Origin of the sequence: Streptomyces europaeiscabiei (genome assembly GCF_001550375.1) — a bacterium.
GTDB lineage: Bacteria > Actinomycetota > Actinomycetes > Streptomycetales > Streptomycetaceae > Streptomyces > Streptomyces europaeiscabiei.
The window spans coordinates 1-14,433 of the sequence record NZ_LRTR01000550.1; the positions used below are offsets into that span (position 1 = coordinate 1).

Annotated in this window: 13 protein-coding genes; 9 read left to right on the plus strand and 4 right to left on the minus strand. The window is 72.0% G+C overall.

Going from position 1 to position 14,433, the window contains the following annotated elements; genetic code table 11:
• A partial coding sequence (locus AWZ10_RS27020; RefSeq protein ID WP_159058348.1) for a fructosamine kinase family protein occupies window positions 1-353 on the plus strand: 353 nt, incomplete at its 5' end.
• A gap of 278 nt (window positions 354-631) precedes the next feature.
• Here the strand turns inward: AWZ10_RS27020 and AWZ10_RS27025 are convergent.
• Both AWZ10_RS27025 and AWZ10_RS27030 read right to left on the minus strand, forming a co-directional pair.
• A complete protein-coding gene (locus AWZ10_RS27025) occupies window positions 632-2,803 on the minus strand; it encodes a TerD family protein (RefSeq protein ID WP_060892265.1) in 2,172 nt (723 codons plus the stop codon).
• 67 nt (window positions 2,804-2,870) lie between these two features.
• Window positions 2,871-3,488: a TetR/AcrR family transcriptional regulator C-terminal domain-containing protein gene (locus AWZ10_RS27030; RefSeq protein WP_060892266.1), complete on the minus strand. Its 618-nt coding sequence runs from the start codon at window positions 3,486-3,488 to the stop codon at window positions 2,871-2,873.
• 145 nt (window positions 3,489-3,633) lie between these two features.
• Between AWZ10_RS27030 and AWZ10_RS27035 the strand changes: the two genes are divergently transcribed.
• A complete protein-coding gene (locus tag AWZ10_RS27035) occupies window positions 3,634-5,115 on the plus strand; it encodes an APC family permease (RefSeq protein ID WP_060892267.1) in 1,482 nt (493 codons plus the stop codon).
• Between the two features lie 51 nt (window positions 5,116-5,166).
• Window positions 5,167-6,738, plus strand: a complete 1,572-nt coding sequence (locus tag AWZ10_RS27040) for an amidohydrolase (RefSeq protein ID WP_060892268.1) — start codon at window positions 5,167-5,169, stop codon at window positions 6,736-6,738.
• A 112-nt stretch (window positions 6,739-6,850) separates the two neighbouring features.
• Here AWZ10_RS27040 and paaK read toward each other — a convergent pair whose 3' ends face one another.
• Complete coding sequence (gene paaK, locus AWZ10_RS27045) at window positions 6,851-8,170, minus strand: phenylacetate--CoA ligase PaaK (RefSeq protein ID WP_060892269.1); 1,320 nt, start codon at window positions 8,168-8,170, stop codon at window positions 6,851-6,853.
• A 196-nt stretch (window positions 8,171-8,366) separates the two neighbouring features.
• Here paaK and paaA point away from each other — a divergent pair, with 196 nt between their 5' ends.
• The 5 genes from paaA to paaE are packed head-to-tail and all read left to right on the plus strand — an operon-like array spanning window position 8,367 to window position 12,276.
• Window positions 8,367-9,371, plus strand: coding sequence for a 1,2-phenylacetyl-CoA epoxidase subunit PaaA (gene paaA / locus AWZ10_RS27050; protein ID WP_060892270.1), 1,005 nt, complete (start codon window positions 8,367-8,369; stop codon window positions 9,369-9,371).
• Window positions 9,368-9,736 (plus strand): 1,2-phenylacetyl-CoA epoxidase subunit PaaB, encoded by a 369-nt coding sequence (gene paaB / locus AWZ10_RS27055; protein ID WP_079104451.1) that lies wholly within the window; start codon window positions 9,368-9,370, stop codon window positions 9,734-9,736. The genes paaA and paaB overlap by 4 nt, the downstream gene beginning before the upstream one ends.
• Before the next feature lie 10 nt (window positions 9,737-9,746).
• A complete protein-coding gene (gene paaC / locus AWZ10_RS27060) occupies window positions 9,747-10,574 on the plus strand; it encodes a 1,2-phenylacetyl-CoA epoxidase subunit PaaC (protein WP_060892271.1) in 828 nt (275 codons plus the stop codon).
• The gene (gene paaD / locus AWZ10_RS27065; RefSeq protein WP_060892272.1) at window positions 10,568-11,074 is read left to right on the plus strand and encodes a 1,2-phenylacetyl-CoA epoxidase subunit PaaD; all 507 of its coding nucleotides are present in this window, start codon (window positions 10,568-10,570) and stop codon (window positions 11,072-11,074) included. The genes paaC and paaD overlap by 7 nt, the downstream gene beginning before the upstream one ends.
• Window positions 11,074-12,276 (plus strand): 1,2-phenylacetyl-CoA epoxidase subunit PaaE, encoded by a 1,203-nt coding sequence (paaE, locus tag AWZ10_RS27070; RefSeq protein ID WP_060892273.1) that lies wholly within the window; start codon window positions 11,074-11,076, stop codon window positions 12,274-12,276. Before paaD ends, paaE begins: the two co-directional genes overlap by 1 nt.
• Window positions 12,277-12,503: 227 nt before the next feature.
• Here the strand turns inward: paaE and AWZ10_RS27075 are convergent, their stop codons facing one another.
• Entirely contained in the window at window positions 12,504-13,529 is a 1,026-nt protein-coding gene (locus AWZ10_RS27075) for a heme/hemin ABC transporter substrate-binding protein (protein WP_408993026.1), read from the minus strand.
• Between the two features lie 125 nt (window positions 13,530-13,654).
• Between AWZ10_RS27075 and AWZ10_RS27080 the strand changes: the two genes are divergently transcribed.
• Window positions 13,655-14,433: neocarzinostatin apoprotein domain-containing protein (locus AWZ10_RS27080; protein ID WP_060892275.1), on the plus strand; the 779-nt coding region annotated here is incomplete at its 3' end.

A 14,433-nucleotide genomic window follows, 5' to 3' on the forward strand; every position in this document is an offset into this window, starting at 1 on the left:
AGGTCTGCGCGCGGCTGCCGGACCTCGCGGGCCCCGCAGAGCCGCCCGCCCGGCTGCACGGCGACCTCTGGAACGGCAACGTCCTGTGGGGTGCCGACGGCCATGCCCGGCTCATCGACCCGGCCGCGCACGGCGGCCACCGCGAGACCGACCTCGCGATGCTGGCCCTCTTCGGCTGTCCCCACCTGGGCCACATCCTCGACGGCTATCAGCGGGCGGCGCCCCTCGCCGACGGCTGGCAGGACCGCGTCGGCCTCCACCAGCTCTTCCCGCTGCTGGTGCACGCCGTGCTCTTCGGCCGTGGCTACGCGGATCAGGCCCTGCAAGCGGCTCGGGCGGCGCTCGCGCGGTGAGCGCGGGCGCCGCCCGGAGCGACATGGAGGTGAGGAGAGCGAAGGGACTTGCGGTCAGTCGCTTCTACGGCGGTGAGGAGGAAGTCTCCCCGTGGCCTCACCGCGGGCCGCGGTGACAGCCGGAACGAAGCGGTGACAGCGGGAACGAAATCGGGAGGCGCCGACGTGGCGCCTCCCGGTTCGAAGTCGGTGGCGAGGAGAGCGAAAGGACTTGATTTCATTTGGAGTAAAATGAGAAGGAAGCCCCTTCATGGCCTCGCCACAGGCAACGCTAGCACTCAGCCCGGGATCAGGTCGCGCAGATTTCCGAGGGTGATGACCCGGGAGTCCGGGTGCAGCCCCTCGGGCCGTTCGAGACCGATGTACGTCACGGGCTCGTCCGGGACCGGCCCGCCGTCCCACAGGTCCATGACCGTGGTGTCGCGCGCCATCAGGTCGATCAGGTACCCCACCGTCAGCTGCTCGCGCTCCACGAGGGCGCGCACCACCTTGGACACCGATACCTGGTTCTCCTCGACCCGGTTGGCCGACGAGATGCCCCTCAGATACAGGTGCAGCCACTTCGCTCGCCACCGGCCGTCGTCCTCGCGCCGGAACACCAGCGGCAGCGCGACCTTGCCCACCCCGCGCAGCTCCGACTTCATCCGCACCGTGCGCGGCTCGAAGGGCCGGCCCTTCTGCTCACCGTCGCGCACCATGAACCCGAAGAACGACTCCTCGACCTCCTCGAAGCCCTCGCCCGCGTAGATGTCGACCTGCGGAACGATGAACGAGCTGCGCACCCGGTCCAGGGACAGGTCGATGAACTCCGAGGCCCCGTCGGGCGCCTCGGTGATGTCGCCCGAGTGCCTGCCCCCGACCGCCGTGAGGGACGTGTAGGAGAGCCAGGAGTCGGTGCTGTAGTCGGAGTGCAGAAGCAGTGCCGACAGGTCGTAGTCGGTCCGGAACTCGGTCTCCTTCCAGTACACGAAGAAGCGCAACCGGTCGCCCTCGACCGTCGAGACCGACCCTCGCGGCAGCACGCCGAGCCCGGCCGCGGTCGCCCGGCCGCTGAGCGGGAGCGCCACGTCGAGGACGTCGGGGTCGATCAGCAGTCGGCCCGGCGTGGGGAGCCGGCGGCGCAGCTCGGCGTCGAGGGCGGCGATCAGCCGGTCGCGGTCGGCGGCCGGTACGGGCGGCCGGACGTCGGGAGTCACCCAGGCGCGACCCCGGCGGTTGACGAAGACGCGGGGCTCGTCGCTCTCCCGCTCCCGGTTGTGGAAGTGTTCGCGGACCGCGAGCACGACCCGGCCGGAGACCTTGGGGGCGACCTCCACGGCGGCGGCCACCACCGCGTCCCGCTCCGCCTGGTCGGCGGCGATGCGCAGCAGCAGGTCCAGGGCGCGGAACAGCGTGCCGGGAGCGGACTGCAGCAGCCTCACCGCGCCGAGCACGTCGAACTCGTCGAGCAGCTTCTCCACCCGGCTGCCGAAGGACCGCGCCTCCTTCTCGCCCCGCGCGACGGCGAACACATCGGCGGCGTGCGGCCAGCGCGGGTACTCGTGCGGGTGGAGCCGCTCACCGAGCCGCTTGAAGGGCTCCCGGTGCGCGTGCACATCGGCGAGCTTCGCTGGGCTCGCCGCGACCACGGCGTCGAGGCCGGCGAGCAGCCCCCGGCGCACCGGCCGCGACAGTGCCCGGAACCGGGCCGGCTTCTGCAGCGTCACGTCGCCCCCCGACAGCGCGCAGGCCAGCCGCAGCACATCGGTGACGGTGTCGAGGAGGAGGTCCGCGCCGACGCCGAGCCGGGCCTCGTTGACCACCGCCCGGTTCTCCCGGACCGGGATCCGCTCCGGCTGGGGGCCGAGCGCGCACCGCTCGGCGAGCACCTTGAGGTCACGCAGGTGGTCCTCGCCCAGCGGGGTCGTGCTGCCCGCCAGGGCCAGGTACAGATCGGTGAGTTCGTCGTCCAGGTCCCGGCCCAGGTGCAGGACGGTCACCCGGTCGCCCGCCGAGGCGATCAGCTCGTCCTGCGCCGCGAGCATCTCCTCGTAGGTGTGCTGGTAGCGGCCGTACGTGGGGAGGCTGAGCAGGTCGAGCACCCCGTTCGCCAGCTGTGTCAGCACGTTCTCGCGGGCCTTCTCGTCGCCGAGTGCCTGCGCCACGCACCGCGTCCAGAACTCCTCGGTGTCCGGCACGTTCGCCGGGAAGTCGATGAAGTAGGAGTTGTGCCGGACGTGGTCGCCCACCATCTCGCTCACGGTGCGCAGTGTCCGCCCGGCGGTGTGCAGGACCGTGGCCCCCGACAGCCCCGACAGGCGCTCCAGCAGCTCCGCCGAGAGCTTGAAGCCCACACCCATGAGGGCGGCGTCGAACTGCCGCGCGGCGGCGGTGCCTTCGCCGGCGGACCCCTTGGGGGCGGGAAGGCGGTGGGTGTGCCGGATGACCAGTGATTCGAGACTCTGCGCCATTCGGGGATGATCGCAGAGGTGTGCGAGTCGGCGCACAGGGGTTTTTTCGTACGCCGCCCGTCCGTGTCTACACCTGTGCGTGTGTTTCCAGCCCGCGCCGCGCATGCGCGAGGAAGCCGTCGAGGGCCACCTCGAAGGCGGCGTCGGCACGACCGTCGCCCACCGCGTCCAGCGCCTGTGCCAGGCGCGGCGTGGCCGACGCGTCGGTGATCTCCCACATGGCCACGGGAGCGGCGAGGTCCAGTGCCGAGCCCAGGACGACGTTCTCCAAGGCGACCAGCACCGGCATCACGTCCGGGAGCGGGAAGCCCGCTTCGAGGAGCAGGGTGACGGCCCGCTCGTACTGTTCGAGGACGCGCGGGGCCCGTACCGGGGACGTCATCAGCAGCGGGACGGCCCGGGGATGGGCCGCGAAGGCGGCGCGGTAGGAGCGGGCCCACGCCTCCAGGGCCACGTCCCAGGGGCGGAGGTCGAGGGCGGAGACGTCGATGCCCTCCGCGACCCGCTCCCGCAGCAGCTCCACGATGCCGTCCCGGCCGTCCACATGGTGGTACACCGAGCCGGTCTGCACCCCGAGCCGCCGTGCGATCTGCGGAACGCTGAACTCGCCCTGTGCGTCGAGGAGTTCCAGCGCGGTGGTGGTGATGCGCTCCCTGTCGAGCAGGGGTGTGCGCGGCCGTCCCATGGTGTCCGTCCCCTCCGGGGTCTTCCCAGTAGTCCGAGGTGAAGGCTACATTGCAAAAACCAAAAGCCTTTAGGTTTGTGGGCTCAGGTCACCCCGCACGGCCCGGCACCCTCGTCCCTGCCCGCAGCCAGAAGGGCTTTCCCCCATGACCGTCACCCCCGACGCGACCGCCGCAGGCCCGGCCGAAAGCGGATCCTCCCCGACCCCGTCCCTCCGCTCCGGCTCCCTCGGCACCACCGACATCGCCTTCTTCGTCGTCTCCGCCGCCGCCCCGCTCACCGTGATGGCCGGAGTCGCCCCGCTCGCCATCCTGATGGGCGGCATCGGCGCCCCCGTCGGCTATCTCCTGGCCGGGCTCACCCTCGCCGTCTTCGCCGTCGGCTTCACCACCATGAGCCGCCACGTCCGCAGCGCCGGCGCCTTCTACGCGTACATCACCCGCGGCCTCGGCCGCCGGGCCGGCATCGGCGCGGCACTCCTCGCACTCACCGGCTACAACGGCATGGAGATCGGCGTCTACGGCCTCCTCGGCACCGCCACCCGGGACACCGCCCACTCCCTGTTCGGTGCGGACGTCCCCTGGCTGCCGGTCTCCCTCGTGGGCCTGCTGCTCATCGGCTGGGCCGGCTACCGGTCCATCGACTTCGGCGCCAAGCTCCTCGGCGTCCTGCTCGTCGCCGAGACCGGCATCCTCGTGCTGCTCGCCGGGGGAGTGCTGGTCAAGGGTGGCGCCGACGGCCTCTCCCTCGCCTCCTTCGCCCCGGACAACGTCATGGTCTCCGGCATGGTGGCCGTCCTGGCCTTCGCGTTCGCCGCGTTCACCGGCTTCGAGTCCACCGTCATCTACCGCCGCGAGGCCCGCGACCCGGCCCGCACGGTGCCCCGCGCCACCTACCTCGCCATCGGCTTCCTCGGCCTGTTCTACGCCTTCATCGTGTGGACCGTGATCCAGGCCTTCGGTGACGCCCAGGTCATCGCGGCGGCCGGCGCCAACCCCGCCGACCTGTTCTTCTCCGCCATCACGACCTACGTCGGCCCCTGGGCGGCCGACGTGATGCGCGTCCTCATCGTCACCAGCGTCCTCGCCTCCCTCCTCGCCTTCCACAACGCCATCAACCGCTACGGCCTCGCTCTCGCCGAGGAGGGGATCCTCCCCAGGGCCCTGGCCCGCGTCCATCCGAGCCACCGCTCCCCGTACGTCGCGGGCATCGCCCAGACCGTCCTCGGCGCGATCGTCGTCCTGGCGTTCGCCGCGGCCGGCGCCGACCCGTACATGCAACTGCTGCTGTGGGTGAACACCCCCGGCATGCTCGCCCTGATGCTGCTGCAGGTGCTCGCCGCGCTCGCCGTGCCCTTCTACTTCCGGCGCGTCACCCACACCGAGGGTGTCGTGCGCACGGTCGTCGCGCCCGTCGTCGCGGCGGCGCTCCTGACCGGCGCCATCGCCCTGGTCGTCAGCCACCTCGACCGGTTCACCGGTGCCTCCACGGCGGTCAACACCTTCCTCGCGGCCCTCGTTCCGGCGGTCCTCGTCATCGGCCTCGCCCTCGCCCGGTGGCTGCGCAGGGCCCGCCCCGAGGTCTACGCGAACTTCGCCGCCGAACCACCGGCCGCATCCGGCGACTGACCCCGCCCCGGCCGCCCACCACCGCCCCCATCACCCGGAGGAGACCTCTCCATGCCCACCGCCGACCTCGTCATCACCGGCACCCACGTCCGCACCCTGGATCCGGAGCGGCCGTACGCCACAGCGGTCGCCGTGCACGACGGCCTGATCGCCGCCGTGGGCGAGGCGGCGGACGTGCGGGACTGGCGCGGACCGGGCACCGAGGTCGTGGACCTGGGCGGCGGCCGACTGGTGCCCGGCCTGGTGGACAGCCACAGCCACCCCGTCTGGGGCCTGGACATGGCCACCGGCATCGACCTCACCGCCGTACGCGACCTCGACGGACTGCGCGCCGCGCTCACCTCGGGAGAACGTGTCGACGGCTGGGTCATCGGCTATGGCCTCGACCACAACGTTTTCGGCGGCCGCACCATCGACCGCGCCCTCGTCGAGGACGTCCTGCTCGGTGCTCCCGCCTTCCTGCGCCTGTACGACGGCCACTCCGCCCTCGTCAGCGGGGCCGCCCTCAGGGCCGCCGGCATCACCGGACCGCGCGCCTTCGAACAGCGCTCGCACCTCGCCGTCGACGCCGACGGACGGCTCACCGGCCACCTCGTCGAGCACGCCGCGATGGAACTCGTCCAGCCCGTCATGCCCCGGCCGTCGTACACCGAACGACGCGCCCGGCTGGCCGAGCTGCTGGGCGAGATGGCCGCCACCGGCCTCACCGGTGCCCATGTCATGGACCTCGGCGACCTCGACATGGTGGGCGCGGTCGCCGAGGACTCCGTACTGCCGCTGCGGCTGCGCTTCGCGCCCTGGTGCATGCCGGGCGCCGACGCGGACGACCTGGCGCAACTCGTCGCGCTCCAGGGCCGGGGCGGACGGCACTGGCAGGTCGGCGGGGTGAAGTTCTTCATGGACGGCACCGTGGAGGGCGGCACCGCCTGGCTGGACCACCCCGACTGCCACGGCCAGGGCACCGACGCGTTCTGGCCCGACCCGGCCGCGTACAGCTCCGCCGTACGGCGGCTGCACCGAGCCGGGGTGCGTACGGCGACCCACGCGATCGGGGACGCCGCCGTACGCCACGTCCTCGACACCGTCGCCTCCCTGGGGCCGGGCGGGCGGCTCGCGCACCGCGTCGAGCACATCGAGTCGGTGCCGGACGATCTGGTGGCACGGTTCGCCGAGGTGGGGGTCATCGCCTCCATGCAGCCTCCGCATACGGGCTACACGCGGGCCGACCTGTCCGACGCGTGGTCGGTGCGGCTGGGGGAGGAGCGGGCGGGGCGGGCGTGGCGGTTGCGCGATCTGCGGGACGCCGGCGCGGTCGTCGCCCTCGGGTCGGACTGGCCCATCGCCCACCACGACGCGCGGGGCGTGCTGGCGACGGCCAGGGAGCCGAGGGGAGCGGCGTCGTCCGGGGCGGGACTCACGGGACTGCAGGCGCTGGAGGGCTGCACGACCCATGCGGCGCTGGCCGCGGGTGAGGGTGATTCCGTCGGCCGTGTCGCCCCCGGCCTGCGGGCCGATCTCACGGCTCTGGGACTCGACCCCGTCGAGGCCCCCGCGGACGAAGTCGCCGAGGCGCCGGTCCTTCTTACCGTGACGGGGGGACATGTGGTGCACCGGGGGCTCTGAGCGAGGCGGAGAGCGCCGTCACGCCTGCCGCCGCCTGTCGACTGCGGGCCGTCGCTGGCTGGTCGCCCGGTTCGCAGCGCCCCTGAAGGGGCGCTGCCCCGGCCCGGGGTCGTCAGCTCGGGGAGTCGCGGAGGTCCTTGACCCGCTTGAGTTTGCCGACCGAGCGTTCCAGGGTCTCCGGGTCGACGATCGTCACCTCCACCGTGACGCCCACACCGTCCTTGACCGCCCGGGTGATCGCCGTGGCCGCCGCCTCCCGCTGTTCGGGAGCCGTCCCCGGCCGCGCCTCGACCCGGACCGTCATGTGGTCCATGCGGCCCCGCCGGGTCAGCCGGATCTGGAAGTGGGGGGCCACGGCGGGCGTGCGCAGCACGATCTCCTCGATCTGGCTGGGGAAGACGTTCACCCCGCGCAGGATGATCATGTCGTCGCAGCGGCCGGTGACCTTGCGCATCCGGCGGAAGGCGGGGCGGGCGGTGCCGGGCAGCAGCCGGGTCAGGTCGCGGGTGCGGTAGCGGATGATCGGCAGGGCCTCCTTGGTGAGGGAGGTGAAGACGATCTCGCCCTCCTCGCCCTCGGGCAGCACGACGTCCGTGAGCGGGTCGACGACCTCGGGGTAGAAGTGGTCCTCCCAGATGTGCAGGCCGTCCTTGGTCACCACGCACTCCTGCGCGACCCCCGGGCCGATCACCTCCGACAGGCCGTAAATGTCGACGGCGTGGAGGCCCGCCCGCTCCTCGATCTCCCGGCGCATCTCCTCCGTCCACGGCTCGGCCCCGAAGATGCCCACCCGCAGGGAACTGGAGCGCGGGTCGACGCCCTGCTTCTCGAACTCGTCCAGCAGCGTGAGCATGTAGGACGGGGTCACCATGATGATCTCGGGACGGAAGTCCTGGATGAGCTGCACCTGGCGGGCGGTCATGCCGCCGGAGGCAGGGATCACCGTGCAACCGGCGCGCTCGGCCCCGTAGTGCGCGCCGAGGCCGCCGGTGAACAGGCCGTAGCCGTAGGAGACGTGCACCCTGTGCCCGGGGCGCCCGCCGGCCGCCCGGATCGAACGGGCGACCACGTCAGCCCACAGGGCGAGGTCGTTCTCTGTGTAGCCGACGACCGTGGGGCGCCCGGTGGTGCCGCTGGAGGCGTGCACACGTCGTACGTCGGCCAGGGGTACGGCGAACATGCCGAAGGGATACGTGTCCCGCAGATCGGCCTTCGTGGTGAAGGGGAACCGGGCCAGGTCGTCGAGGGAACGGCAGTCGTCGGGGCCGACCCCGGCCGCGTCGAACTTCTTCCGGTACAGCTCCACGTGGTCGTACGCGTGCCGCAAGGTCGCCCGCAGCCGGTCGAGTTGCAGCTCCCGCAGCTGCTCCGGGGTGAGGCGCTCGCCGTCGTCCAGCAGGTCGTGGGGGAGAGGTTCGCCCAGGCTGCTCATCGCGACTCCTTCGTGCCCACCACCGCGTGGGCCGACCGACCGTTCGGTTGCTGTGCGTCACGGTCATGTAATCCAGGGCTGTCGTCACCTGTCAAGAAGGCGCTGATCGCGGGAGAGGGGCGTGCGGGTCTTGCCCGTCCGCTCGAATCACGTCACACTGGTACCGAACGAATGGTCGGTTGGGAAGCTGGTATCGATGACGACGACAGACTCCGCAGGGATGCCGTCCCAGGACTCCGAGGTGACCCCGGACGCCGAGGACGTGCTGCGGGAGCACTTCGACGCGACGATCGCGCGGGACCAGCGGATCGAGCCGCGCGACTGGATGCCCGAGGGCTACCGGAAGACGCTCGTCCGGCAGATCGCGCAGCACGCGCACTCGGAGATCATCGGCATGCAGCCGGAGGGCGAGTGGATCACCCGGGCGCCCTCGCTGCGCCGTAAGGCGATCCTCTTCGCCAAGGTCCAGGACGAGGCGGGCCACGGGCTCTATCTGTACTCGGCGGCCGAGACCCTCGGCGCGGACCGCGCGGACCTGACCCGGCGGCTGATCGAAGGCCGCCAGAAGTACTCCTCGATCTTCAACTACCCGACGGCGAGCTTCGCCGACGTGGGTGTCATCGGATGGTTCGTGGACGGTGCGGCGATCTGCAACCAGGTGCCGCTGTGCCGGAGTTCGTACGGGCCGTACGCGCGCGCGATGGTGCGGATCTGCAAGGAGGAGTCGTTCCACCAGCGGCAGGGCTACGAGCTGCTGCTGACGATGATGCGCGGCACCGAGGCGCAGCGCGAGATGGTCCAGGACGCGGTGAACCGCTGGTGGTGGCCGTCGCTGATGATGTTCGGCCCGCCCGACGACGCCTCGCCCAACTCCGCGCGGTCGATGGCCTGGAAGATCAAGCGGCACTCCAACGACGAGCTGCGGCAGCGCTTCGTCGACATGACCGTCCCGCAGGCCGACAAGCTCGGCGTCACCCTCCCCGACCCGGAGTTGCGCTGGAACGAGGAGCGCGGACGCCACGACTTCGGAACCCCCGACTGGGCCGAGCTGAAGCGCGTGATCTCCGGCGACGGACCGTGCAACGAGCAGCGGACGGAACGGCGACGGACCGCCCACGAGGAAGGCGCCTGGGTGCGCGAGGCGGCCACCGCCCACGCCGCCAGGCAGAGCGAGCGAGCCCGGAAGGGGACGGCGGCATGACCGGCACGAACGACGGTGGCACGGCCCGGACGAACGAAGGCGGCACGGCCCGGACGGAGGACAGTGGCACGGTCCGCCCGGACAAGGGCGACTGGCCGCTGTACGAGGTCTTCGTGCGCGGCAAGCGCGGCCTGAACCACGTCCACGTGGGCTCGCTGCACGCAGCCGACGACCAGATGGCCCTCACCCACGCCCGCGACCTCTACACCCGCCGCAACGAGGGCGTCTCCCTCTGGGTGGTGCGCTCCGAACACATCGCCGCCTCCACGCGCGACGAGAAGGACCCCTTCTTCGAGCCCAGCGCCGACAAGGTGTACCGCCATCCCACCTTCTACGACATCCCCGACGACGTCCCGCACATCTGAGGAGCAGGGCATGAGTGACGACCACGTCTACCTGACCCTCGCCGAGGGACACGAGGACGACGCCCGCTGGGCGTACGGCACCGGCTTCGAGGACCCGCTGCACGGCGTGGACACCACGGTGCCCGAGGGTGTGGACGCCGGTGCGCTGGCCGCGGTCTGCGTGGCCCTCGGCGACGACGCCCTGATCTCCGCCCAGCGGCTCGCCGAGTGGACCACCCGCGCGCCCGAACTGGAGGAGGAGGTCGCCCTCGCCAACATCGGCCTCGACCTCCTCGGCCAGGCCCGTCTGCTGTACTCCCGCGCCGGACAGGTCGACGGCACCGGACGCGGTGAGGACGCGTACGCCTACTTCCGCGACGCCGGCGACTTCCGCAACGTCCGCCTCGCCGAACTCCCGGGGGGCGACTTCGCCTTCACCATCGTCCGGCTGCTCGTCCTGTCCACGTGGCGCCTCGCGCACTTCGAGCAGCTCACCGGCCACCCCGACCCGGTCCTCGCGGCGATCGCGGCCAAGGGCGTCAAGGAACTGACGTACCACCGGCAGTACGCCGCCGAATGGGCCGTGCGGCTGGGCGACGGCACGGAGGAGTCGCACCGGCGCATCCGCAGGGCGATGGAGCAGGTGGCCCCGTACTTCGGCGAGTTGTTCACCGCCTGCGACGTACGGGACGAGGTCGCCGCCGTGCTCCGCCAGGTCACCGAGGCGGCCGGGCTGCCGATGCCGGTGTACCGGCCGCTGTCGGGTGCGGGTCGCACCGGCGACCACACCGAGCATCTGGCGCCGCTGCTCGCCGAGTTGCAGAGCGTGGCCCGCGCCCATCCGGAGGCCACATGGTGACCACGCCGACCGACGCCCGGCGCGCCCGGCTCATCGCCGAGCAGGTGCCGGACCCCGAGCTGCCCATGCTGACCCTCGCCGACCTCGGCGTCCTGCGGGACGTGGAGCTGACAGAGGACGGCACGGTGGTCGCGAGCCTGACCCCGACCTACTCCGGCTGCCCGGCCATGGCCGAGATGCGCGCGGATGTGGCGGCCCGGCTGCGCGCCGCCGGGTACGAACGGGTCCGGATCCGCACGGCCCTGAACCCGCCCTGGACCACCGACTGGATCACCGAAGCAGGCCGCCGCAAGCTCACCGAGCACGGCATCGCCCCGCCCGGAGCCGCCCCCCGGGGCCCGGTCCCCCTCCTGCTGTCGCCCACCCGCCGCACGGTCGCCTGCCCTCGCTGCGGTTCGGCGGACACCGAGGAGACCTCCCGCTTCGCCGCCACGTCCTGCAAGTCCCTGTGGCGCTGCCGCGCCTGCCGCGAGCCGTTCGAGTACGTCAAGGAGATCTGATGGAAGGCCTCAAGGAAGAACCGACGGGAGGCCTGCGCACGGAGCCGGGGGCCCCGGCGGGTGCCGCCGCTTCGGCCTCGGCCTCTTCCGGCACGCCTGCCCCGGCCGGTTCCCCGGCCCCGGCGGTACGCCCGCGTACCCGCCGCCCGGCCTTCCACGCCCTGCGGGTCGCGTCCCTGCAGCCCCTCTGCGAGGACGCCGTCGCCGTGGGGTTCGAGATCCCGGCCGAGTTGGCGGAGGAGTTCGCGTTCGCGCCGGGCCAGTCGCTGACACTGCGGCGCGAGATCGACGGACGCGACGAACGCCGCTCGTACTCGATCTGCTCGCCGGCCGGTTCGGCGCCGCGTATCGGTGTGCGGGTCGTGCCGGGCGGACTGTTCTCGTCGTGGCTCGTGAACGATGTGCGGTACGGCGACACGGTCGAGGTCATGGGCCCCACCGGGTTCTTCACCCCCGACCTCGCCGCCCCCGGCCACCACGTGCTGATCGCGGCGGGCTCCGGCATCACGCCCATGGTCTCCATCGCCGAGTCGGTACTGGCCGCCGACCCCCGTTCGACGGTGACTCTCTTCTACGGCAACCGACGCAGCGGCACGGTGATGTTCGCCGACGAACTGGCCGACCTGAAGGACCTGTACCCGGCCCGCTTCCAGCTCGCCCACGTCCTGTCCCGCGAACCCCGCGAGGCCGAGGTGCTGTCGGGCCGCCTCGACGCCGACCGGCTCTCCTCGCTCATCGGCGCCCTGGTCGACGTCGACACGGCGGACCACTGGTGGCTGTGCGGCCCGCACGGCATGGTCCGCGACGCCCAGCGGGTCCTGGCCGGACTCGACGTGCCGGACGACCGCGTCCACCAGGAGCTGTTCTACGCCGACGACGAGCCCGTACGGGAGGCCCGGCACGAGGAGGCCGCGGCCGAGGGCCCCGTCAGCGAGGTCACCGTCACCCTCGACGGCCGCTCCACCACCGCCGCGCTCTCCCGCGAGCGGAGCATCCTCGAAGGCGCCCAACGCACCCGCCCCGACCTGCCCTTCGCCTGCAAGGGCGGTGTCTGCGGCACCTGCCGGGCCCTGGTCACCGACGGCAAGGCCGACATGCGCCGCAACTTCGCCCTCGAACCGGCCGAGGTCGACGCGGGCTATGTCCTGACCTGTCAGTCGTTCCCGGTCTCGGAGACGCTGACGGTCGACTACGACACGTGAGGGGGCCTGAGGGCCTGAGGGCCTGAGGGCCGGACTGTCGGGTGCGGGTGCGTGGGGGTCGACCGCGCAGTTCCCCGCGCCCCTTGGGGACCAGGCCCTGCGGGCCTGAAGGACAACGGCCCTGCGGGCCGAAGAGCACAGGGCGCAGCCCCTGCTTCTCAGAGGCGCGGGGAACTGCGCGGCCGGCCCCCGCCCACCCGCACCCGACAAAGGGACCCCACCCGCCGTCACCCCTCGTGCAACCGCTCCACCAGAATGTCGATCACCAGCGGCGTACGCGGCCCGAAGCTGAGCAGCACCCCGTCCTCCAGATCCACCACCCGGCGGTCCATCCCGGCCGGGGTCTCCCTGATGCCGGGAATCTCCACCAGCCCGTCGACGCCGCCGACCGACTCGAGCCCCTTGCTCATCATGAGGATCACATCGGGCTGGGCCTTGACGAGGGCCTCGCTGGTGATGGGCGTGAACGGCTTGTCCAGACCGGCGTTCACCCCGGCGTCCTCCGCCCCCGCAGCCGCGATGAGGGAGTCGGCCCCGGAGCCCTTCCCGCCGATGAGGTAGACGGCCGCCGAGCCACGCATGTACAGGAACGCCACCTTGGGGCTGCTCCCCTCGGGCACGGCCGCCCGCGCCGCCTTCAGGTCGTCGGCGAAGCGCTGGTTGAGCGCCTTGCCGGCGGCCGGGACGCCCAGCGCCTCGGCGACCCGTGTGGTCCGGGTGCTCACGTCGGAGAGGTCGTTGGCCGGATCGAGGACGACCACGGGGACCCCGGCCTCACGAATCTGGTCGACGGCCTCGCCGGGCCCGGTGTCGGTGTCGGCGAGCACCACGGTCGGCTCCAGCGAGAGCACGCTCTCCGCGCTCACGTCGTGGGCCTTGGTCACCTGGGGAAGGCCCTTGGCCTCCTCGAAGGTCGCGGTGATGTCCCGGCCGACGACCTTGTCACCGAGGCCCAGCGTGAACACGATCTCCGCTATGCCCCCGTTGAGCGGCAGGATCCGTGAGGCGTCCTCGACGGTGACCTTGCGGCCGTCGGAGGAGTCGACGGTGACGGGCAGCTCGGGCGTCGGTGCCTCGCCCTTCAGCGGGACGACGGAGTTGGTCCTCAACTGCTTCTGGGCCGCGGCCGCCCGCGCGCTCGCGGACGACGCCGAGGGGTTCGCCGCCTTTGCTTCCCCCTCCTTGCCGCTGCCTGCGCATCCGGCCGTAAGCATTGCGAAAGCAACGGCGAGTGCGGCAACTCCCCTTCGCATGATGGCGAGTTGAGGACTTCCGGACCTTCGCATCGAACCGCCTTCCATGTCTACCGTTTGAATCAGGTGTTCATTATTTTAGGTTAGCCTTACCTGACTTACCTAGGGTGGGAGTGCTGACACCGATGCACAGATGTGGCCTACGAGCCCTGCGCGCAGTCCCGGCGGCCGTCGCCGTCGCGAGTGCCCTGATCCTGTTCCCGGCCCCCTCCGTGGTGGCCGCCGGCGGCTCCGCGACCGGCCCGGAGGACCAGAAGCTCACCGTCTCCAAATCCTCCGGACTCGCCCCGGACGGCGAGACGGTCACCGTGTCCGGCACCGGCTACAACACCGAGAAGGGCATCTACGTCGCCTTCTGCGTGGACAACGGCGCCGGCAGGACCCCCACTCCCTGTATCGGCGGCGTCGACATGTCCGGCGACTCCGGTGCCTCGGTGTGGATCTCCTCCGACCCGCCCTCGTACGGGGAGGGGTTGGCCAAGCCGTACAAGGGCTCCGGGCGCAAGGGCACGTTCTCCGTGCAGGTCAAGGTGCGGGCCAAGGACGCCAACACGGACTGCGCCGAATCGGGCGTGACCTGTTCCGTGATCACCCGCAACGACCACACCCGGGGCGGTGACCAGAGCCAGACGGTCCGTATCCCGGTGACCTTCGCCGGGGCCGACGCAGACAGCGGCGACGACCCCGGCACCGACGGCACGGCGACGCCGTCGGCCGGTACGAGCGCGACCACCACCGGCGGCACCACTGGCACCGCCACCGGCGGCACGTCGAGCGACACGAACACGTCGGACGGCCCGCTGGCCAGCACCGGCAGCGCCGCCGTGCCGCTCGGCATCACCGCGGCCGGGCTGGTCGCCGCCGGCGGGGCTGCCTGGGTCTGGGCGCGCCGACGCCGGACCAC

Bases quoted from the DNA above. Each gene is read 5' to 3' on its own strand.
- AWZ10_RS27025 (WP_060892265.1), bottom strand. From the start codon at position 2,803: ATGGCGCAGAGTCTCGAATCACTGGTCATCCGGCACACCCACCGCCTT.
- AWZ10_RS27030 (WP_060892266.1), bottom strand. From the start codon at position 3,488: ATGGGACGGCCGCGCACACCCCTGCTCGACAGGGAGCGCATCACCACC.
- AWZ10_RS27035 (WP_060892267.1), top strand. From the start codon at position 3,634: ATGACCGTCACCCCCGACGCGACCGCCGCAGGCCCGGCCGAAAGCGGA.
- AWZ10_RS27040 (WP_060892268.1), top strand. From the start codon at position 5,167: ATGCCCACCGCCGACCTCGTCATCACCGGCACCCACGTCCGCACCCTG.
- paaK (WP_060892269.1), bottom strand. From the start codon at position 8,170: ATGAGCAGCCTGGGCGAACCTCTCCCCCACGACCTGCTGGACGACGGC.
- paaA (WP_060892270.1), top strand. From the start codon at position 8,367: ATGACGACGACAGACTCCGCAGGGATGCCGTCCCAGGACTCCGAGGTG.
- paaB (WP_079104451.1), top strand. From the start codon at position 9,368: ATGACCGGCACGAACGACGGTGGCACGGCCCGGACGAACGAAGGCGGC.
- paaC (WP_060892271.1), top strand. From the start codon at position 9,747: ATGAGTGACGACCACGTCTACCTGACCCTCGCCGAGGGACACGAGGAC.
- paaD (WP_060892272.1), top strand. From the start codon at position 10,568: ATGGTGACCACGCCGACCGACGCCCGGCGCGCCCGGCTCATCGCCGAG.
- paaE (WP_060892273.1), top strand. From the start codon at position 11,074: ATGGAAGGCCTCAAGGAAGAACCGACGGGAGGCCTGCGCACGGAGCCG.
- AWZ10_RS27075 (WP_408993026.1), bottom strand. From the start codon at position 13,529: ATGCGAAGGGGAGTTGCCGCACTCGCCGTTGCTTTCGCAATGCTTACG.